Genomic DNA, 19813 nt, shown 5'->3' with positions numbered 1-19813 from the left:
GCCGGGACACCCGCAGCGCCCCGCGTCGGCCCGCCCGTCAGCCGGCCCGCACGAACCCGGACTCGTAGGCGCGCACGACGGCCTGGGTGCGGTCGCGCACGCCGAGCTTGGCGAGGACGTTGCCGACGTGGGTGCGCACCGTCTCGACACCGAGGTAGAGCTCGCCCGCGATCTCCGCGTTCGACAGCCCCTGCGCGACGAGCCGCAGCACCACGCCCTCGCGCTCGGTGAGGTGCGCGGCGCGCAGCTCGTCGCCCGCGGGCGGTCGTGCCGTCGCGAGGCGCCGCACCGCGTCGGGGAACAGGAGCGACTCGCCGCGCGCGACGACCCGCACGGCCTGCGCGACCTCCTCCGGCCGCGCGCGCTTGAGCAGGAACCCGTGCGCCCCCGCCCGGAGCGCGTCGAGCACGTGGTCGTCGTTCTCGAACGTCGTGAGGACGAGCACGCGCGGTGCGTCCTCGCGCGCGAGGAGCGCGCGCGTCGCGGCGATGCCGTCGACGCGCGGCATGCGCACGTCCATGAGCACGACGTCGGGGCGCGCCCGCGCGACGACCCCCGGCACCTCCGCGCCGTCTGCCGCCTCGCCGACGACCTCGAGGTCGGGCTCCGCGTCGAGGATCACGCGCAGCCCTGCGCGCACGAGCGGCTCGTCGTCCACCAGCACCACGCGCGTCGTCCCGTCGCTCATCCGCCCGATCCTGCCAGCGGGAACGTCGCGCGCACGACCCACGCGCCGCCGTCGGGCGTGGGGCCCGCCGCGACCTCCCCGCGCAGCAGGCGGGCCCGTTCGCGCATGCCCGCGAGGCCGCGGCGCTCGCGGCCGGACCCCTCGGGTGCCTGACGACGCGTGCCCGGTTTGAGGGGGTTGCGCACCTCGGCCACGAGCGCGCCGCCCGGACCCCGCGCCACCGCGACGGCGACCGGCTCGCCCGGGGCGTGCCGGAGCACGTTCGTGAGCGCCTCCTGGACCACGCGGTACGCCTCCTGGGACACCGCGCGCGGCACGTCCGGCAGCATGGCGTCGTCCCGCGCGAGGTGCACGTCGACGCCCGTGCGGCGTGCGTCGTCGAGCAGGGCGTCGAGGTCGGCGAGCGTGCGCGCCGGGCTGCGCACGGGCGCGCGCGGTCCGCCCGCCTCGGCCGGCGACGCCTCCGCGCGGAGCAGCCCGAGGACGTGGTCGAGGTCCGCCATCGCGGTACGGCCCGTCTCCTCGATCGCGGCGAGCGCGGCACGTGCCGCGGCGGGGTCGGAGTCGAGGAGACGGGCGGCCGCGGCCGCCTGGAGGGTCGTGACGGTCAGGGCGTGGCCCACCGAGTCGTGGAGCTCGCGCGCGAGCCGGCCCCGCTCGGCGTCGCGGTCGGCCGCCGCCTCGAGCTCCGCGATGCGCTCCGACTGGTCGGGCCCGAGGAGCGGGAGGGCCGCCTGCCGGAGCACCGCGCGCGCGAGCGCGACCGCGTACGGGACGGCGAGCAGCGCGAGCACCGCGGTGACCAGCCACGTCCACGCGGGCAGCGCCTCCCACGGCCGCCAGTCGGTGAGGAGCACCGGCTCGACGCCCGTCGCGGAGAGCACGAGCTGCGTCGCGACCGGGACGAGGAACAGCACCACGACGAGCACCGCGGCGCCGAGCGCGAGGTGCAGCCCGTACCAGGCCGCGGCGCGCCAGCGGGTCGCCGCGCCCGGGGGCGAGGCACCCGCCGGCACGGGCACGTCGACGTCGAGGAACGTCCGCACGGCCGCGATCTCGAGCGCGCGGACGGGCGCGAGGAACGGCGGCGTGCTCACGAGGACCGCGGAGACGAGCGCGAGGACGAGGGTCGCGACACGCGGCGTCTGCAGCGAGGCGAACATCTGCACGAACCCGGCGACCAGCGTCACGTACGCGCCGGCGACCACGCCCCCGACCACGAGGTAGACCCCGGCCCGGACCGTGGCCGCGCTGCGCAGCGGCGCGACGACCCGGTCCCACCCGCTCCGCCCCGGCACGGCCGCCGGACGGTCCGGGCGCGCGTCGTCGAACGTCATGGCCCCAGTCTCTCGGGGCGGGCCAGGGTGCGCCTCCCCCGGCCGGGGGACCTCGCGACGCGCGCCCCCGTCCCCGCGCGGTCCCGCCCGGCCGCTGGTCCAATGGGCGCATGGTCGGCTTCTGGTGGGGCCTCGTCGGCGCGTCGTCGCTGCTCCTCGGCGCGGCGCTGGTCTTCTGGCGACCGCCGGGCCAGCGGCTCGTCGGGCTCATCATGGCGTTCGGCTCGGGCGTCCTCATCAGCGCGGTCGCGTACGACCTCGTGGAGGACGCGTCCACGCACGCGAGCGGGCTCGTGCTGCTCGCGGGCCTCGCGGGCGGCGCGCTGACGTTCTTCGTCGGCGACCGCATCATCGACCGGATGGGCGGCGAGGGCCGCAAGCGGTCCACCGGCGTGCAGGCGGAGTCCGTCCAGGCGGCGGGCGGGACCGGGGGCGCGGCGATCGCGCTCGGCACGGTGCTCGACGGCATCCCCGAGTCGGTCGTCCTCGGAGCGACGCTCATCGGGGGCGGCGGGGTGAGCGTCGCGATGCTCGCCGCCGTGTTCGTCTCGAACCTGCCCGAGGCGATGTCCGCGACGTCCGGGCTGCTCAAGGCGGGCACGAAGCCGTCGCGCCTCTGGGTGCTGTGGGGGTCGACGACCCTGGTCTCGGCGCTCGCGGCCGGGATCGGCTACGTCGCGCTCGACGGCGCGTCGCCCGCGGTCGTGGCGATCACCCAGGCGTTCGCCGCCGGGGCGCTGCTCACCATGCTCGTCGACACGATGATCCCGGAGGCCACGGAGTTCGGCGGCCCGGTCACCGGGCTCGTCACGGTGCTGGGCTTCGCGACGGCGTTCGGGCTGAGCTCGCTCTGAGCGTCAGGCCGCGAGGTCCTGGCCGCTCATGCGGTGGATCGACGCCATGACCTCGTCCGTGAGCTCGCGCCGCGCCTGCGCGGGCTTGGTGCCGGCCGTGATCTGACGCTGCGGGTCGATGGGCTTGCCGAAGTGCACCTCGACGCGGTGCAGCCGCGGGATCCGCTTGCCGATGGGCTGGACCTTGTCCGTGCCGCGCACCGCGACGGGGACCACCGGGGCGTGCCCGGCGAGCGCCAGCCACGCCACGCCGGTGCGACCCGCGTGCAGCTTGCCGTCGCGCGAGCGCGTGCCCTCGGGGTAGATGCCGAACGCGCCGCCGCGCTGGAGCACCTCGAGGGCGTCCTCGAGCGAGCGCTGCCCGGCGCGCGGGTCGTCGCGCTGGACGGGGATCATGCCGATCGTCGTGAAGAACCAGCGCGACAGGCGGCCCTTGAGACCGCGGCCGGTGAAGTACTCGGCCTTGGCGAGGAACGTGACGTGCCGCGGCGCGACGATCGGGATGAGGATCGAGTCGATGAACGACAGGTGGTTGCTCGCGAGGATGACCGCCCCGTTGCGCGGGATGTTGTTGCGTCCGGTCACCTGTGGCCGCAGCAGCACGTAGGCGAGCAGCGACAGGATGAGCCTCAGGACGCGATAGGTCATTCGTTCATTGTGCACTCTCGGCGCCGCACGTCCGTGCACGCGGCGTTCGTCCCCGGTGTCCCCGCAGGTCGTCCGGCGTCACCTCCGGTTCACGCGTCCCGGCGCGTCTCCGCCGACGCCACGCGGCGCGCACGGCCGCCGCGCGTGACCGCGTAGAGCGCCAGGATGACGACCACCAGACCGGCCGTGGACACGAGCTGGGCCCGCGCGGCGTCGTCGGTCAGCATGAGGACCGCGAGCGCCGCGAGCCCGGCGAGCACGGCCCACGTGAGCCACGGGAAGCCCCACATCCGCAGCGTCATGGGCTCGCCCGACGCGCGTGCGCCCGCCTCGATCCGGCGGCGCAGCCGGAGCTGCGACACCGCCACGAGCACCCACACGACGAGCAGCGCCGCGCCCACGGCGTTGAGGAGGATGCCGAGCAGCGCCTCGGGCAGGAGCCAGTTGAGCCCGACCGCGACGAGCGCGAAGAACACCGACACGAGCACCGAGACCCACGGCACGTCACGGCGCGACACGCGCCGCAGCGCCCGCGGCCCGTCGCCGCGCCCGGCGAGGGAGTACGCCATGCGCGACGTCCCGTAGACGTTCGCGTTGAACGCCGACAGGAGCGCGATCACCACGACGACCTCCATGACGCGCGCCGCCCCCTGGAGCCCGGCGAGGTCGAGCACCGCGACGAACGGGCTCTCCGCGAGCAGCGGCGAGTCCCACGGCAGCACGAGCACCATGATCGCGACCGAGCCCAGGTAGAAGACGAGGATCCGCCACACGATGCTGCGGGTCGCGCGCGCGACGGCCGTGCGCGGCTCGCGCGCCTCCGCCGCCGCGATCGTGACGATCTCGATGCCGCCGAACGCGAAGACGACGACGAGCAGCCCCGCGGCGATCCCGCCCCAGCCCTCGGGCGCGAAGCCCCCGTGACCCAGGAGGTTCGACGTGCCGACGGGGTCGGTCCCGGGCAGCAGCCCGAGGACCAGCAGGACGCCGACGACGAGGAACCCGACGATCGCCGCGACCTTGACGAACGCGAACCAGAACTCGAGCTCGCCGAACTGCCGCACGCCCCACAGGTTGATCACCGCGAAGACGACGACCACGACGAGCGCGACGCCCCACTGCGGCACGTCCGGGTACCAGCCGGTGACGATGCGCGCCGCGCCGGTGATCTCCGCGCCGAGAACCATCACGAGCATGAACCAGTAGAGCCAGCCCAGCAGGAACCCGGCCCACGGCCCGAGCGCCTCCTCCGCGTACACGGAGAACGACCCGCTCGCGGGCCGCGCGCTCGCCATCTCGGCGAGCATCCGCATGACGAGGATGACGACGACGCCCGCGATCGCGTAGGACACGAGCACGGCGGGGCCGGCGGTCGCGATCCCGACTCCCGACCCGAGGAACAGGCCCGCGCCGATCGCGGAGCCGAGCCCCATCATCGTCAGGTGCCGCGTGCGCAGCCCGGTGCCCAGGTGGTCGGCGGAGGTCGCGGACCCGGTGGGGCCGTCGGACGCCCGCGGTCGCTCCGAGGGAGACGGGTGCCCGGTCGGTGCCGTGGGTTCGGGCATGGGGGTGCTCATGGTGCGGTCCTGCGGTCGGGTCCCGGTCGCCGTGCTCGACGCCGACCCACGACGCTACACGGCCCGTCGCCGCCTACCGCGCGCAGGCCCGTCCGGGGACGCTCCGGCCCGGGATGCTCCGCCCCGGGCACGACGGCGCCCCGCACCCGGCGCGAGGGGGTCGCTCGGGTGCGGGGCAGCGTCGGGCACGACGCTGTGCCGGCGCCTACGGGGTCGCGGTCCGCGGGAGCGGTGCGACGGCGTGGTGCCGCGGTGCGCTGCTCTCGCCGCCGGTCGCCCCGGCGGGCGGTGCGGGCTGCGGCGTGGCGTCGGTGCTGCCGTCGGCCGGTCGGCCGTCGCGGTCCTGGCCGTCGCCCGGGGCGGCCGGGGTCACCGGCTCGGGAGGCGTCGCGTCGCCGGCCACGGGGCGTCGGGTCGAGCCGTTGATGACGCCGTCGTCCTCGAGGTCGTCGAGGTCGTCCTCGTCCACGGAGCTCGCACCGTGCTCCGCGCCTGCGGCGAACACGGACGGGTCGGGCGGGTTGCCGAGCTTGACGTGGTTGAACAGCAGGTTGAGCAGGATCGCCATGACCGCGGCGGAGCTGATGCCCGAGTGGAAGATGATGCCGAACCACGTGGGGAACTGGTCGTAGAAGTCGGGCTTGGCGATGGGGATCATGCCGAACGAGATCGACGCCGCCACGATGATGAGGTTCATCGGCCGGGAGTAGTCGACCTTCGCGAGCGTGCGGATGCCCGACGCGGCGACCGAGCCGAACAGCACGACTCCCGCACCGCCGAGGACCGGTGTCGGCACCGCGGCCACCACGCGACCCAGGACCGGCAGCAGGCCGAGGACCACGAGGATCGCGCCGCCCGCCGCCACGACGAACCGCGACTTCACGCCCGTGATGGCCACGAGCCCGACGTTCTGCGCGAACGCCGACTGCGTGAACGAGCCGAAGAACGGCGAGACGACGGACGACGCCATGTCGGCGCGCAGGCCGTTCGCGATGCGCTTGCGGTCCACCTTGGTGCCGACGATCTCGCCCACGGCGATGATGTCCGCCGTCGTCTCGGTGAGGGTCACGAGGATGACGATGAGCATCGAGATGATCGCGGCGATCTCGAACGTCGGTGCGCCGAAGCCGAGGAACGACGGGAACGCGGCGACCGGACCGTCGCCCACGCCGGAGAAGTCCGCCTTGCCGAGCGCGAGGGCGATGAGGGTGCCGACGACGATCGCGATGAGGATGGACAGGCGCGAGATGGTGCCGCTGCCCACCTTCGACAGCAGGATGACGATCGCGAACGTCAGCGCGGCGAGGCCGATGTTGCTCACCGAGCCGTAGTCGGGCGCGCTCGCGTTGCCGCCCATCGCCCAGTTCGCCGCGACGGGCATGAGCGTCAGCCCGATCGTCGTGATGACGACGCCCGTGACGACCGGCGGGAAGAACCGGATGATCTGTGCGAAGAACGGCGTGATGAGCAGGCCGACCGCCGACGCGACGAGCACGGCCCCGAGCACCCCGGGGATCCCTCCCCCGCCGTTGACGATCGCGACCATCGTCGACACGCCCGCGAACGACACGCCCTGCACGAGCGGGAGCTGCGACCCGAAGAACGGGATGCCGAGCGTCTGGAGGATCGTCGCGAGGCCGCCCATGAAGAGGGACGCCGCGACGAGCGTCCCGATCTCGGCCCCGGTCAGCCCGGCGGCGCCGCCCACGATGAGCGGCGGGGCGATGATGCCGCCGTACATCGTGAGCACGTGCTGGAACCCGTACCCGAACGTCGACCCGATGGGCAGCCGCTCGTCCTCGGGGCGTACCGGACGACGTTCGGCGCCGCCCGTGGCCCTCGTGGCTCGCGCGTTCATAGCGGACCTCCTCGTCAGCTATCGTTCCGCTTGGCGGAAAACTACTTCCACTATTCGAACGCCAAGTGTGACGCGTGTCAAGTCCCTCCCGGCAACTCGTGCGTGGCCTGCGGTGACGTCTCTCCGTCGCCGACCGCGTCAAAGCGCTGGCACTCGCCCGCCCGGTCTCCCTACCCTCCAGCCGTGACCACCACGCTCCGCCCCTTCCGGCCCACCGACCTCGACGCCGTCGCCGACCTGTCCCTGCGCGCGTGGGAGGACGCCTTCGCCTCGTGGCGCGACATCCTCGGCGAGCGCCTCTACGGGCTCGCCTACCCCGACTGGCGGCGCAGCCAGGAGGCGGAGGTCCGCGGCGCGTGCGAGAAGCACCCCGCGACGACGGTCGTCGCGGAGCGGGCCGGCCGGGTCGTCGGGTTCGCCACCGCGGTGATCGGCGAGCCTCCTGCCGAGGGGGCCCGCGCCGGCGACCTCGAGATCATCGCCGTCGACCCTGACGTGCAGGGCGAGGGCGTCGGGAGGCTCCTCGTGGACGCCGCGCTGCAGCTCCTGCGCGACGCCGGGTGCGCGTACGCCAACGTCTGGACCGGCGGCGACCCGGGACACGACGCCGCACGCGCCCTGTACGAGTCGAGCGGCTTCACCGCCCTCCCCGTCGTCCACTACTACCGCGAGCTCTGAGCGCGGCGGGGACGCCCCGGTCGGTGGCCGGGCCGTCCCCGCCGGCGCACGTCAGCCCGCGACGAGGCGGCGGGCCGCGGCCGAGTGCTCGGCGACCAGGGCGGCGAGGTCGAGGCCCGGGATCGCCCCGTCGACCACGCGCCACTCGCCGCCGACCATGACGCGGTCCGCGCGGTCGGCCCCGCACAGCAGGAGCGCCGCGACCGGGTCGTGCGAGCCGGAGAAGCGCAGCTCGTCGAGGCGCCACAACGCGAGGTCCGCCTGCTTGCCGACGGCGAGCACGCCGACGTCGTCCCGGCCCAGGACGCGCGCCGACCCGCGCGTGCCCCAGCCGAGCGCACGGGTCACGGGGATGTCGGCGCCGTACCTGAGGCGCTGGAGGTAGAGCGCCTGGCGCGCCTCGAGGATCATCGTCGAGGCGTCGTTCGACGCCGAGCCGTCGACCCCGAGCCCGACGGGCGCGCCCGCGTCCTCGAGCTCCACGGCCCGCGCGATCCCGGACGCGAGGCGCATGTTCGACGTCGGGCAGTGCGCGACGCCGGTGCCCGCGGCCCCGAGGCGGCGCACCTCCTCGTCGTCGAAGTGGATGCCGTGACCGAGCCACGCGCGGTCCGTGAGCCAGCCGACCGACTCGAGGTAGTCGACCGTGCGCATCCCGAAGCGCTCGCGGCAGAAGTCCTCCTCGTCGATCGTCTCGGCGAGGTGCGTGTGCAGGCGGACGTCGAGATCCTCCGCGAGCGCCGCGCTCTCGCGCATCGCGTCGGTTGTCACCGAGAACGGCGAGCACGGCGCGAGCGCGATCTGGACCTGCGCCCCGGCGCCCCGCTCGTGATAGCGCTCCACGAGGCGCTGCGAGTCGGCGAGGATGACGTCCAGGCTCTGCACGACCGACTGCGGCGGCAGGCCGCCGTCGTCCTGGCCGAGCGTCATGGACCCGCGCGTGAGGGTCGCGCGCATCCCGAGCCGCTGGACCGCCGCGACCTGGAGGTCGATCGCGTCGTCGAGACCGGCCGGGAAGACGTAGTGGTGGTCGGCCGCCGTCGTGCAGCCGGAGAGCAGCAGCTCGGCGAGCGCGACCGTCGTCGCGAGCTCGTGGTCGCGCGGGGTCAGGCGCGCCCACACCGGGTAGAGGCGCTGGAGCCAGGGGAAGAGCGGGGCGTCGGCGACCGGCCCCCAGGCGCGCGTGAGCGTCTGGTAGAAGTGGTGGTGCGTGTTGATCAGCCCGGGCGTGAGCACGTGCTGGGACGCGTCGAACGTCGCGTCGACCGGGGCGGACGGCCGCGCGCCCGCCGCGACGACCTCGGTGATCACCCCGTCCTCGACGACGATGCCGCCGCGCGCGTCGGGCGCGTCCGGGGAGTCGTCCGCGGTGAAGACGCCGAGCGGGTCACGGACCCAGGTGCGGGTGCTGGTCATGGTGCCTCCTGGTGGCTCGTGCTCACCGAGGCGCGGCTCCGGCGCCACGGTGCGCCGGCTCAGTGGTCCTGTCTGCCGATCCAGGTGCCGCGGGAACCGCGGCTGGGCCGACCGTAGGCCGGGCCGTGACGGACCGTCAACCCCGGCGGACGACGACGCGGACCTCCGCCGCGCGCGACCTGCGGCGCTGCGGGATCCTGGGACCCGCCGCCCGCCGACACCCGGAGACCCGACCGTGAACGTCTACGCCCCGCTCGTCCCGGTGTTCGTCGTCGCGCTGCTCGCGCCGCTGCTCGCGGGCCTCATGCCGGTGCGGTCGCGCGTCCCGCAGGTCGTCGTGCTGCTGCTCGGCGGCATCCTCATCGGTCCGGCCGCGCTCGACCTCGCGACGCCCGACGACGTCACGCTCCTCTCCGACCTCGGCATGGGCTTCCTGTTCCTCCTCGCCGGGTACGAGCTCGAGCCGAGCCTGCTGCGCGAGCGCGTGGGGCGACGCGCCGGCGCGGCGTGGCTGACGTCGCTCGTCGTCGGGGCGCTGCTCGTCCTCGTGGTCGTGGGTCACGACTCGCCGCACGCCGTCGCGGCGGGGGCGATCGCGCTCACGACGACGGCGCTCGGCGTGGTGCTCCCGATCCTGCGCGACGGCGGTCAGCTCGGCTCGCGACTCGGCCGCGCGGTGCTGGTGGTCGGGGCGGTCGGCGAGCTCGGTCCGATCGTCGCGATGGCCGTGCTGCTCGGGACGCGCGAGAGCGGCGTCGCGGCGATCCTGCTCGTCCTCTTCGCCGTCGTCGCCGTGGCGCTCTCCGCGCTCCCGGGCCGGCTGGGGCGCCTCAAGGCGCTCGGCGGCGACCGGCTCTTCAGCGCCGCGGAGCACGGGACGGGCCAGAGCACGCTGCGCCTCACGGTGCTGCTGCTCGTCGCGCTGCTCGCGCTCGCCGCCGGGCTCGGGTTCGACGCGGTGCTGGGCGCGTTCGTCGGCGGCATGGTGCTGCGGCGCTGGGCGCCCGGCGACGTCGAGGCGCTCGAGAAGAAGCTCGACGCGGTCGCGTGGGGCGTGTTCGTGCCCGTGTTCTTCGTCAGCTCCGGCATGGGCCTGGACATCGACTCCATCGTCGCGTCGCCGCTGCTGCCGCTGACGTTCTTCGTGCTCATGGTGGTCGTGCGGGGCGGCCCGGTGCTCCTGTGGTTCCGGCGCGAGCTCCCGTCGGTCGAGCGCGTCCAGACGGCGCTCTACGCGGCGACCGCGCTGCCGCTGCTCGTCGCGCTCACGGAGATCGCGGTCGAGCAGGGCGCGATGACGTCGCGCGTCGGCGCGGCGCTCGTCGGTGCGGGCGTGCTGTCCGTGATCGTGCTCCCCATGGTCGCGAGCCGGCTGGGCCCACGCCCCCCGGAGGCCGGCGAGTCCGCGCCCCCGCCGACGGAGGAACGCGCCGGCGGATGACTCGCCGGGCGAGCGATGCGTCCGTGCGCGAGAGATGCGTCCGGGGACGCAGCGCTCGGACACGGACGCATCGCTCGGCTGCGGACGAGTCAGAAGATCCACTGCTGGTTGGCCGACCCGTGGCAGTCCCAGATCACGAACCGCTGGCCCTCGTAGAGCGGGTTGCCGCCCTCGGCGTCCAGGCACCTGCCCGACTGCGGGTTGCGCAGCGTCTTCGACCCCGCGTCGTAGGCCCATCTCTGCGCGTTCGTGCCGTTGCACGTCCAGAGCTGGACCACCGTCCCGTTGGCGGTGCCGCTGCCGCTCACGTCGAGGCACTTGCCGAGCGCCCTGATCGTCCCGTCGCTCCCCCGCGTCCACGACTGGGCGACGTTGCCGTTGCACGGGACGATCTGCACGCGGTTGCCGTCGTGCGTCTGGCCCCACGGGACGTCGAGGCAGTACCCGTTCGCGATCCGGATGGTCCCGGTCCCGGTCGGGAGGCCGCCCCCGGGGTTCCCGGGGTTCGAGGTTCCTGAGCCGTTGTCGTAGACCCGGACGTAGTCCACCTTCATCTGCTGGGGGAGCTGGGTCGTGCCGTCGGGGTACCCAGGCCACTGCCCGCCGACGGCGACGTTGAGGATGAGGAAGAACGGCTGGTCGAACACCCACGCGTTCGCGCCGACGCTCGCGCGCGTGACGCGGTGGAACTGCTGGCCGTCCACGAACCACGTGATCTCGCCGGGCTTCCAGTCCACCGCGAAGGTGTGGAAGTCGTCGGCGAACGACCAGCCCTGCGGGTGCTGGTACATGCCCGTGATGCCGGCGCCGCCGGAGTACCCCGGCCCGTGCACCGTGCCGTGCACGCGGTGCGGCTCGAAGCCGACGTTCTCCATGACGTCGATCTCGCCCGACGTCGGCCAGCCCACCCCCGGGAGGTTGCCGCCGAGCATCCAGAATGCGGGCCAGATGCCCTGGCCCCGCGGGATCTGGATGCGCGCCTCGACGCGCCCGTATTGCGGCTGGTACTTCCCCTGGGTCGTCATGCGCGCGGACGTGTACGACCCGTCCGCCTCACGGCGCGCGGTGATGACGAGGTGGCCCTGGCCGTCGAGCGCGGAGTTCGCGCGGGAGGTCGTGTAGTTCTGGAGCTCGGCGTTGCCCCAGCCGCCGGCACCGGTCTCGTGGTTCCAGCGAGCGGAGCTCGGGGCCGAGCCGGCGGCGCCGTCGAACTCGTCCGACCAGACGATGTCCCCCGGCGCGGCGGCGGCCGACGTCGCCGGGACGGTCACGGCGAGCGCCGCCGCGGCGGCGGTGAGCGCGGCGACGACGACGCCCGCGACCCGGCGGCGCGTGCGGGCGACGGCGCGGGCTCGGGTTTCGGGTGGGGCGCCAGGCGGGGTGGTGGGCAGGGAGCGCTGACGTGCGAGGTCCATCGATCCTCCAGTCCGGCGGCGGTGCCGCCTGCGTCTCGCCACGGTGCGCGACGTGCTCTCGGCGCGACTCTGCACCGGGCGGGGGCCGTTCCTCGGCCCTCCGTCCGCGAACCTACGGTGGCGGGACGACACCGAGCAAGCGCTCTCTCGGCGTGTCGTGGGATCGCTCCCACATCGCCGGCGAACCGACAGCGGGACGGGGACGGCGCCGACGGCGCCCGGCGCGCGAGCCTGCCCGGGTCAGGCCGTCGCCGGGACCGCCGCGTCGAGGATCGCCTCCGCCGCGCGGCGGGCCTGGCGCGCGACGTCGACGTCCTGCGTGATGGCCGCCGTCGTCTGTGCGCCCTCGGCGAGCAGCACGACCTGGAGCGCGACGTCGTCGGGCAGCCCCGCCTCGCGCACGACACCGCGCGCGTACCGCTGGAACGACTCCTTGTGCTCGCGCACGGCCGCTGCGACGGCGGGCGAGGTCGCACCGAGCTCGCCGAACGAGTTGATGAACGCGCACCCGCGGAACCCGTCCTCGCGGAACCACGCGTCGAGGAAGTCGAACACGGCGAGCAGCCGGCCGCGGGGCGCGGTCGCTCCGGCCGCGGCGCGCGCGATCCCCGCGTCCCACTGCTCGGTGCGGTGCCGCAGCACGGCGACGACGAGGTCGTCCTTGGACGGGAACAGCGAGTAGATGCGCTTGAGCGACACCCCGGCCTCGGTGCGGACCGCGTCCATCCCCACGGACTGGACGCCCCGCGCGTAGAACAGCCGGTCGGCGGCGGCCACGACCGCCGCGCGTGCGCTCGCGTCGTCGAGCATCGTCATCTCCTGTTCACGTCGCACCACTTGCGGTGAGAACCATCGTTCTCTATTGTAGCGACCAGCGGGGAGAACGACCGTTCTCCCCCTCCGCGAAGGGAGCACGACCATGGGGTACATCACCGTCGGCCAGGAGAACTCCACCGACATCGAGCTCTACTACGAGGACCAGGGCGCCGGGCAGCCGGTCGTCCTCATCCACGGCTACCCCCTCGACGGGCACAGCTGGGAGCTCCAGAAGCGCGAGCTCCTGGACGCCGGCTACCGCGTGATCATCTACGACCGCCGCGGGTTCGGCGCATCGAGCAAGGTCGGCAGCGGGTACGACTACGACACGTTCGCGGCCGACCTGAACACCGTCCTCGAGACGCTCGACCTGCGCGACGTGATCCTCGTCGGGTTCTCCATGGGCACGGGCGAGCTCGCCCGCTACGTCCACAACCACGGGCACGAGCGCGTCGCCAAGCTCGCGTTCCTCGCCTCGCTCGAGCCGTTCCTCGTCCAGCGCGACGACAACCCGGAGGGCGTCCCCCAGTCCGTGTTCGACGGGATCGTCGAGGCGGCCCGCGCCGACCGGTACGCCTGGTACACCGACTTCTACAAGAACTTCTACAACCTCGACGAGAACCTCGGGAAGCGCATCAGCGAGGACACCGTGCGCGCGAGCTGGATCACCGCGATCGGGTCCGCCCCCGTCGCCGCGTACGCCGTCGTGCCCACGTGGATCGAGGACTTCCGGGCCGACGTCGAGGCGGTCCGCGCGGCCGGCAAGCCGACGCTCATCCTCCACGGCACGAAGGACAACATCCTCCCGATCGACGCCACCGGGCGCCGCTTCCGCGAGCTCGTCCCGGACGCCGAGTACGTCGAGGTCGAGGGCGCGCCCCACGGCCTCCTCGTCACGCACGCGGCCGAGGTCAACGAGGCGCTGCTCGCCTTCGTCGGGCACTGACCCGCGCCTGACGTCCAGGCCCGGACGTCAGGCCCCGACACCGAGGCCCGGGCGCCGGGAGACCGGCGCCCGGGCCTTCGTCGCGCGCGGCCTCAGGCGACCGACACGCGGTAGTCGTCGGCGTCGTCGTCCCAGGCGAGGTCGACGGCGCCCGCGGCCTGGGCCGCCTTGCAGAACTGCAGGAAGCCGCGGTACCCGAGGGCCTTCTCGCTGAAGTCGGGGCGCTTCTTGCGGATCGCGTTCTTCAGCCCGGACAGGACCGTCGAGCCGCCCTCCTCGCGGACCACGTCGCGCACGAGCGCGAACGCCTGGTCCGTGTCGCCCTGCGCGGGCAGCGACACCTCGGGGTCGCCCGTCGCGGGTCCCGGCGCGAGCTCCACGAAGCTCCGGTCAGCCAGGAACCGCAGGAACTCGCCGAAGTTGCGGAACCCGTAGTCCGCCTCGCTGAACGTCGGGTCCTTGCGCAGGAGCGTGCGCTTGAGCACGGACGCGGTCACGGGTCCGCTCGTGGACGCCTCGAGGTCGGCGAGCGTCTGGGCGACGCGCACCTCCATCGGGACGTCCTCGCCCGACGGCGCGTCGTCGTCGGCCTCGGGGGCGGACGCGGCGAGCGCGGGCTCGGCGGCGGGCTGCTCGACGGGAGTCGTCTCGCCGTCGACCTCGGCGTTCTCCGTCACGACGGGCTCGCCGCGGCGGGAGGAGCGCCCGACGGCCTCGCCCAGCTCCGCGAGCGCCGCCGCGGCCGGCGTCTCGACCTCCGGCTCGGCGATCTCGGTCGCCTTGCGCCGCCCGGACGTGCGTCCACCGGAACGCTTGGCCTTGGCACCGCCCGACGCCGTCGCGCCGGACGCGCGCGAGCCCCGGACCGAGCGAGGCTCCGGCTCGTCCGGGACGTCGACGCCCTCGAGCCGGTCGTAGAAGAGGAACTCGTCGCACGCGGGCGGCAGGAGCCGCGACGTCGACTTCTCGACGCCCACGCCGATGACGCGCTTGTTGAGCTCGCGCAGCTTGTGGACGAGCGGGGAGAAGTCGCTGTCCCCCGTGCACATGACGAACGTCGAGATGTAGTCGCGCTCGAACGCCATCTCGATCGCGTCGACGACCATCTTGATGTCGGCCGCGTTCTTGCGCGACGCCCCCATGCGCTGGGGCATCTCGATGAGCTCGACCTGGTGCCGCGTGAGCGAGCGCCGGTCCTCGTCGAAGTACGACCAGTCCGCGTACGCGCGCCGCACGACGACGCGCCCGCGCACGGCGAGCGCGTCGGCGATCGGGCCGAAGTCGAACGTCATGCCGCCCAGGTGCTCGCGCGCCCCGAGCGCGAGGTTCTCGTAGTCGATGAAGACGGCCAGGCGCTCCTCGGTGTCCATGCCCGCCAGCCTAGGTGCTGCCCGCCGCGCCGCCCCGCCGAACAGCATGGAGAGCCCGCGTCGATGAGTCCCGCGCTCGGCGCCGGTCGTCCTCGGTGGCGGCCCGACGGCGGCCGCCGCACCGAGCCGAGGGAGCAGCCATGACCGACCGCGTCACGACGAGCCACGTCCTCACCGCCCGAGGAGACACCGTCACCTACGACCTCCGCGGCGAGGGCCCCGGCCTCGTGTTCGTCGCCGGCGCGGGCCCGTTCCGTGCGATCGACCCGATCACCACCGAGACGGCCGAGCGCGTCTCCGCGCAGGGCGTGACGACGGTCGTCCACGACCGCCTCGGGCGCGGCGAGAGCCCGGCCGACGGCGCGCTGGACCTCGAGCGCGAGCTGGCCGCCGTCGCGGCGGCGATCGCCGTGGCGGACGGCGGGTCGGGCCGAGGTGCCGTGCTGTGCGGGCACTCGTCAGGCTGCACGATCGCCCTCGCCGCCGCGCACGCGGGGCTGCCCGTCACCGGCCTCGTGCTGTGGGAGGCGCCGCTCGGCGACGACGCGGCCGCGACGAAGGAGTGGATCGACGAGTTCGAGCGCCGGCTCGACGCCGAGGACTACGTCGGCGCGACCGAGCAGTACATGAAGGACATGCCGCCCGAGTGGCTCGACGGGATGCGCCGCTCCCCCGACTTCGAGCAGCTCGCGCGCGGCTCCCGCAGCCAGCGCGCCGACGGCGAGTCCCTCGTCTGGGCGACGACGGCGCTCGAGGACGGCACGCTCGCGACCGTGGACGTGCCGGTGCTCGCGACCTACGGGACGGCCACGTTCCCCGAGATGCCCGTCTCCGCGCGGAAGGTCGTCGCGGCGGTCCCGCACGGCGAGGTCCACGAGGTCGAAGGCGCCTTCCACTCGTGGGATCCGGCGGCGATGGCCGACGTGCTGGTGCGCTTCGTCCGCGAGGTGGACCGACACTGACCCGGGCCGTATGTACGTTCGTACATACGGTGTGTACGATCGTCCGCATGCCGTCTCCCACCCTCGCGCGCCCGGCGCCGGACGTCCGGCGGGCGCGGGTCGCCGTCGCCGCGCTGTTCCTCACGAACGGCGCGCTGTTCGCGAACCTCGTGCCGCGTTACCCCGAGATCAAGGCCGGGCTCGACCTGGGCAACGCCACGTACGGGCTCGCCGTCGCCGCGTTCCCGGCAGGGGCCATCACGGCGGGGCTCGCCGCGGCGGCGCTCGTGCGCCGGTTCGGGTCGGCGCGCGTCGCGGTCGCCGGCACCGTGCTCACGGCGACCGGGCTGCTGCTCGCGGGCCTCGCGCCCGCCCTGCCGCTGCTCGTCGTCGCGCTGTTCGCGGCGGGAGCGATGGACGCGTTCACCGACGTCGCGCAGAACGCCCACGGCCTGCGCGTGCAGCGCCGCTACGGCCGCTCGATCATCAACGGCTTCCATGCGCTGTGGTCGGTCGGCGCCGTGGTCGGCGGCGGCATGGCCGCCGCCGCGATCGCCCTCAACCTCCCGCTCGGCGTGCACCTCGCGATCACGGGCAGCCTGTTCGCGGTCGTCGCGCTCCTCGCGCTGCGCTGGTGCCTCCCGGGGCTCGACGGCGAGGCGTCCGACGGCGCCGCGACGGAGGCCGACGCGAGCGCCTCGCCCGGCGCCCCCGCCGGCACAGCCCTCTCGGGGGCCGGCGCCGCAGCGCTGGCGCGCACCTCCCGCGCCCGCACGGCCGCCGTCCTCGCCGCGCTCGTCCTGGTGGCCGTCGCGGGGACCCTCGTCGAGGACGCGGGCAGCACGTGGGCGGCGGTCTACCTCTCCGGCTCGCTCGGTGCCCCGGCGACGACCGCCGCGGCGGGGTTCGTCGCGCTCGTCGGCGCGCAGTTCGTCGGGCGCCTCGTGGGCGACCGCCTCGTCGACCGGTTCGGGCAGCGCGCCGTCGCCCGGACCGGCGGCGCGCTCGTGCTGCTCGGTACCGGGCTCGCGCTCGCGTTCCCGTCCGTCCCGGGCACGATCGCCGGGTTCGCCGCGGCCGGGTTCGGCGTCGCGACCCTCGTCCCGGCCGCGATGCAGCAGGCCGACGAGCTCCCGGGACTGCGCGCGGGGACCGGACTCACGCTCGTCTCGTGGCTCATGCGGCTCGGGTTCCTCCTGTCCCCGCCGATCGTCGGGCTAGTCGCCGACGCCACGAGCCTGCGCACCGGGCTGCTCGTCCTGCCGCTCGCGGGCCTCGTCGTCGTGCTCCTGGCCGGCGTCCTCGCCCCGCGCCGGCCCCCGGGTCGGCCGGACGCCGCCGACCGGCATGATGACCCCGACCGTCGCACGACCCCCGCGCCCGAGGAGGCCACCACCGCATGACCACCGACTACTTCGCCGGCGACGACCGCACGAGCTACGAGCGCATGGCCGCGGGCGACCTGTACGTCGCCGACGACCCGGAGATCGCGCGCGGCGTCCAGCGCGGCCTGCGCCTCGTCGACGCGTTCCACCGCGCCGTCCTCGACGGCGACGGCGACGACACGCGCGCCCGCGAGATCCTCGCCGACCTGCTCGGGTCGCTCGGCGAGGGGTCGTGGGTCAAGCCGCCCCTCGCGGTGGACTTCGGCAGCAACGTGCACCTCGGCGACCGGACGTTCGTCAACTCCGGGCTCACCGCGCTCGACGTCGCGGCGATCACCGTCGGCGACGACTGCCTCATCGGGCCGAACGTCCAGCTCCTCACCCCGACCCACCCCGTCGACCCGCAGCCCCGGCGCGACAAGCTCGAGGCGGCGGAGCCCATCACGCTCGGCGACAACGTGTGGCTCGGCGGCGGCGTCATCGTGTGCCCGGGCGTGACGATCGGCGACAACACCGTGGTGGGCGCGGGCTCCGTCGTGACGCGCGACCTGCCCGCGAACGTGGTGGCGGTGGGCAACCCGGCCCGGGTGATCCGCGAGAACATCTGACCATGAGCGCCCCCGCGGACCCGACCGGGCCGACGCCCCGCGCCCGCCGCCACGACCCGGAGCGGCGCGACCGCATCATCGACGCGTGCCTCGACGTCGTCGCCGAGCACGGCGTGGCGGGCACGTCGCACCGGCGCGTCGCGGCCGCGGCGGACGTCCCGCTCGGGTCGATGACGTACCACTTCGCCGGGATGGACGAGCTCCTGCGCGAGGCGTTCGGCCGGTTCACGCGCGACGCCGCCGCCCAGTTCGAGCGCCGCATGAGCGACGCGCGCACGCCCGAGGAGGCCGTGCAGGCGGTCACGACGCTCATCACGCACGACGTGTTCGCGACCCAGCGCGACCTCGTCCTGTCGCACGAGCTCTACACGCTCGCGGCGCGCGACCCCGCGTACCGGACGCTCACGAACGACTGGATGCGCCGCAGCCGCGACGCCCTCGGGCGCCACTTCGACCCCGCGACGTGCCGCGTGCTCGACGCGTTCATCGAGGGCATGACCATCCACCGCGCGCTCGACACCCAGCCGCACGACGACGTCGACGTCCTCGGCGCGGTCCGGCGTCTCACGCGGGTGCCCTGACGGCGCGCTCCCGTCAGGGCGCGGTCACCTCGAACAGCTCGCACGTGGTGTCGTAGTACGCGTCGGTGGTGCCGCGGTGGGTCATGCCGATCCGGCGGCACACCGCCTGGGAGGCGGCGTTGTCGACGTGCGTCACGGCGACGACGCGGTCGAGCCCGCGCTCGAACGCGTGCGCGAGCACCGCGGAGGCCGCCTCGGTCGCGTACCCGCGGCCCCACACGTCGGGGTGGAAGTGCCACCCGATCTCCGTGTCGTCCGAGGGCTGCAACGGGTCGCCCGTGCCCGACGCCGGGATGAGCTTGAGCAGGATGGTCCCCACGGGCGCGGCGTCGGGCAGGCCCGCGCCCTCCCCCTCGCGCGGGACGACGGCCCACACCCCGTGCGTGCCGTCGTCGGCGGCGACCCAGCGCTCGACCCGCTCCAGCGCCTCGTCCCGGTGCTCCAGGACGCGCGGCGTCACGCCGATGAACCGCATGACGTCCCAGCGCGAGTAGATGTCGAGGACGGCGTCGGCGTCGTCGGGCTGCCACGGGCGGAGGGTGAGCCGCGCTGTCGTCAAGGTCTGCATCGCCCCAGGCTACGAGGCCCTCCGGTGCCTGGGGACCGCGGCGTCAGATGATCTTGGGAAAGGTCGCCAGGAAGACGATGCCGACCACGAGGACCACGCACGCGAGGCCGACCATGGCCCAGGAGGCGCGCTCCGAGCGGAACCGACCGGCGAAGGCGCCGAAGAACAGCACGAGCGCGAAGAGCACGGTGGTCAGCGTGTAGTTGTCGCCCCGCTGGTTGTTGACGAGCGCCTGCGCGAAGAGGGCGTCGGCCCGCTCGTCGGCCTCGACCGCCTCGACCGCACCCGGCGGGACGTAGGCGTCGAGCGCGAACGGGCTCGGGGCGGCGTCGGGGTTCCGGAGAGGGCGCGAGGCGAGCCACTCGTCGAACGCGGGCTGGAAGTGGGGCGTGAAGCGCGCGCGCGTGAACTCCTCCAGCTCCGTGTCCCCGGTCGCGTACGCCTCGAGCCACAGGCTGAACACCTGGAGGTCGATCGACCGGGCGGTGTCGGCGTGCGCGCGCTCCGTGGACGCCTCGATGCGCTGGGTCGACGCGCGCGAGAAGGCGATCGACATCTCGCCGCCCCACTTGCTCGCCTCGAACCCGCTCCACGCCGTGAGGACGGCCGTCACCGCGAGCAGCACCACGGTCACGGTCTCGCGCCACGACCGGCCGCCCTCGCTGTCCGCTTCTTCGTCGGCCACC

Annotated in this window: 19 protein-coding genes; 8 read left to right on the top strand and 11 right to left on the bottom strand. The window is 74.4% G+C overall.

The genetic code is table 11. The features are described 5' to 3' along the window. Nucleotides 1-37: 37 nt before the first annotated feature. Both FB00_RS01260 and FB00_RS01255 read right to left on the bottom strand, forming a co-directional pair. Entirely contained in the window at nucleotides 38-688 is a 651-nt protein-coding gene (locus tag FB00_RS01260) for a response regulator (protein ID WP_047230995.1), read from the bottom strand. Then, on the bottom strand, nucleotides 685-2025 hold the full coding sequence (locus tag FB00_RS01255) for a sensor histidine kinase (protein WP_052877345.1): 1341 nt from the start codon (nucleotides 2023-2025) through the stop codon (nucleotides 685-687). The genes FB00_RS01260 and FB00_RS01255 overlap by 4 nt, the downstream gene beginning before the upstream one ends. 110 nt (nucleotides 2026-2135) lie before the next feature. Here FB00_RS01255 and FB00_RS01250 point away from each other — a divergent pair, with 110 nt between their 5' ends. Continuing rightward, a complete protein-coding gene (locus FB00_RS01250; RefSeq protein WP_047230994.1) occupies nucleotides 2136-2879 on the top strand; it encodes a ZIP family metal transporter in 744 nt (247 codons plus the stop codon). Nucleotides 2880-2882: 3 nt separating this feature from the next. Here the strand turns inward: FB00_RS01250 and FB00_RS01245 are convergent, their stop codons facing one another. The 3 genes from FB00_RS01245 to FB00_RS01235 all read right to left on the bottom strand — a co-directional run bounded on the left by FB00_RS01245 (nucleotide 2883) and on the right by FB00_RS01235 (nucleotide 6962). Beyond that, nucleotides 2883-3527, bottom strand: coding sequence for a lysophospholipid acyltransferase family protein (locus FB00_RS01245; protein ID WP_047230993.1), 645 nt, complete (start codon nucleotides 3525-3527; stop codon nucleotides 2883-2885). 89 nt (nucleotides 3528-3616) lie between these two features. Then, nucleotides 3617-5104, bottom strand: a complete 1488-nt coding sequence (locus FB00_RS01240) for an amino acid permease (protein WP_082140837.1) — start codon at nucleotides 5102-5104, stop codon at nucleotides 3617-3619. 205 nt (nucleotides 5105-5309) lie between these two features. Next, nucleotides 5310-6962: a nucleobase:cation symporter-2 family protein gene (locus tag FB00_RS01235; protein ID WP_231581657.1), complete on the bottom strand. Its 1653-nt coding sequence runs from the start codon at nucleotides 6960-6962 to the stop codon at nucleotides 5310-5312. 183 nt (nucleotides 6963-7145) lie between these two features. Here FB00_RS01235 and FB00_RS01230 point away from each other — a divergent pair, with 183 nt between their 5' ends. Further along, nucleotides 7146-7640 carry a GNAT family N-acetyltransferase gene (locus FB00_RS01230; RefSeq protein ID WP_047230992.1) on the top strand — a complete coding sequence of 165 codons (495 nt, stop codon included), beginning with the start codon at nucleotides 7146-7148 and terminating at the stop codon, nucleotides 7638-7640. 51 nt (nucleotides 7641-7691) lie between these two features. Here the strand turns inward: FB00_RS01230 and FB00_RS01225 are convergent, their stop codons facing one another. Then, nucleotides 7692-9056, bottom strand: a complete 1365-nt coding sequence (locus tag FB00_RS01225) for an 8-oxoguanine deaminase (RefSeq protein ID WP_047230991.1) — start codon at nucleotides 9054-9056, stop codon at nucleotides 7692-7694. A 235-nt stretch (nucleotides 9057-9291) separates the two neighbouring features. On the opposite strand from FB00_RS01225, the gene FB00_RS01220 reads away from it, so the two are divergent. Further along, on the top strand, nucleotides 9292-10497 hold the full coding sequence (locus FB00_RS01220) for a cation:proton antiporter (protein WP_047230990.1): 1206 nt from the start codon (nucleotides 9292-9294) through the stop codon (nucleotides 10495-10497). A gap of 89 nt (nucleotides 10498-10586) precedes the next feature. Here the strand turns inward: FB00_RS01220 and FB00_RS01215 are convergent, their stop codons facing one another. After that, nucleotides 10587-11912: a glycoside hydrolase family 16 protein gene (locus FB00_RS01215; RefSeq protein ID WP_082140836.1), complete on the bottom strand. Its 1326-nt coding sequence runs from the start codon at nucleotides 11910-11912 to the stop codon at nucleotides 10587-10589. 240 nt (nucleotides 11913-12152) lie between these two features. Beyond that, nucleotides 12153-12722 (bottom strand): TetR/AcrR family transcriptional regulator, encoded by a 570-nt coding sequence (locus tag FB00_RS01210; protein WP_197088718.1) that lies wholly within the window; start codon nucleotides 12720-12722, stop codon nucleotides 12153-12155. Between the two features lie 109 nt (nucleotides 12723-12831). Between FB00_RS01210 and FB00_RS01205 the strand changes: the two genes are divergently transcribed. Continuing rightward, the gene (locus tag FB00_RS01205; protein ID WP_047230988.1) at nucleotides 12832-13674 is read left to right on the top strand and encodes an alpha/beta fold hydrolase; all 843 of its coding nucleotides are present in this window, start codon (nucleotides 12832-12834) and stop codon (nucleotides 13672-13674) included. A 92-nt stretch (nucleotides 13675-13766) separates the two neighbouring features. Here the strand turns inward: FB00_RS01205 and FB00_RS01200 are convergent, their stop codons facing one another. Then, the gene (locus tag FB00_RS01200) at nucleotides 13767-15044 is read right to left on the bottom strand and encodes an NYN domain-containing protein (RefSeq protein ID WP_047230987.1); all 1278 of its coding nucleotides are present in this window, start codon (nucleotides 15042-15044) and stop codon (nucleotides 13767-13769) included. A 140-nt stretch (nucleotides 15045-15184) separates the two neighbouring features. On the opposite strand from FB00_RS01200, the gene FB00_RS01195 reads away from it, so the two are divergent. The 4 genes from FB00_RS01195 to FB00_RS01180 are packed head-to-tail and all read left to right on the top strand — an operon-like array spanning nucleotide 15185 to nucleotide 18559. Then, on the top strand, nucleotides 15185-16006 hold the full coding sequence (locus FB00_RS01195) for an alpha/beta fold hydrolase (RefSeq protein WP_047230986.1): 822 nt from the start codon (nucleotides 15185-15187) through the stop codon (nucleotides 16004-16006). A gap of 47 nt (nucleotides 16007-16053) precedes the next feature. Continuing rightward, the gene (locus FB00_RS01190) at nucleotides 16054-17388 is read left to right on the top strand and encodes an MFS transporter (RefSeq protein WP_082140835.1); all 1335 of its coding nucleotides are present in this window, start codon (nucleotides 16054-16056) and stop codon (nucleotides 17386-17388) included. Next, a complete protein-coding gene (locus FB00_RS01185) occupies nucleotides 17385-17978 on the top strand; it encodes a sugar O-acetyltransferase (RefSeq protein ID WP_047230985.1) in 594 nt (197 codons plus the stop codon). The genes FB00_RS01190 and FB00_RS01185 overlap by 4 nt, the downstream gene beginning before the upstream one ends. A 2-nt stretch (nucleotides 17979-17980) precedes the next feature. Continuing rightward, a complete protein-coding gene (locus FB00_RS01180) occupies nucleotides 17981-18559 on the top strand; it encodes a TetR/AcrR family transcriptional regulator (RefSeq protein WP_047230984.1) in 579 nt (192 codons plus the stop codon). Nucleotides 18560-18572: 13 nt separating this feature from the next. Here the strand turns inward: FB00_RS01180 and FB00_RS01175 are convergent, their stop codons facing one another. Both FB00_RS01175 and FB00_RS01170 read right to left on the bottom strand, forming a co-directional pair. Further along, nucleotides 18573-19127, bottom strand: coding sequence for a GNAT family N-acetyltransferase (locus tag FB00_RS01175; protein WP_047230983.1), 555 nt, complete (start codon nucleotides 19125-19127; stop codon nucleotides 18573-18575). Nucleotides 19128-19170: 43 nt separating this feature from the next. Further along, entirely contained in the window at nucleotides 19171-19812 is a 642-nt protein-coding gene (locus FB00_RS01170; RefSeq protein ID WP_047230982.1) for a hypothetical protein, read from the bottom strand. Between the last annotated feature and the right edge of the window lies 1 nt (nucleotide 19813).

It is taken from the genome of Cellulosimicrobium funkei, assembly GCF_001019615.1.
Classification (GTDB): domain Bacteria; phylum Actinomycetota; class Actinomycetes; order Actinomycetales; family Cellulomonadaceae; genus Cellulosimicrobium; species Cellulosimicrobium cellulans_E.
This window is presented reverse-complemented; position numbering and strand designations above follow the sequence as displayed.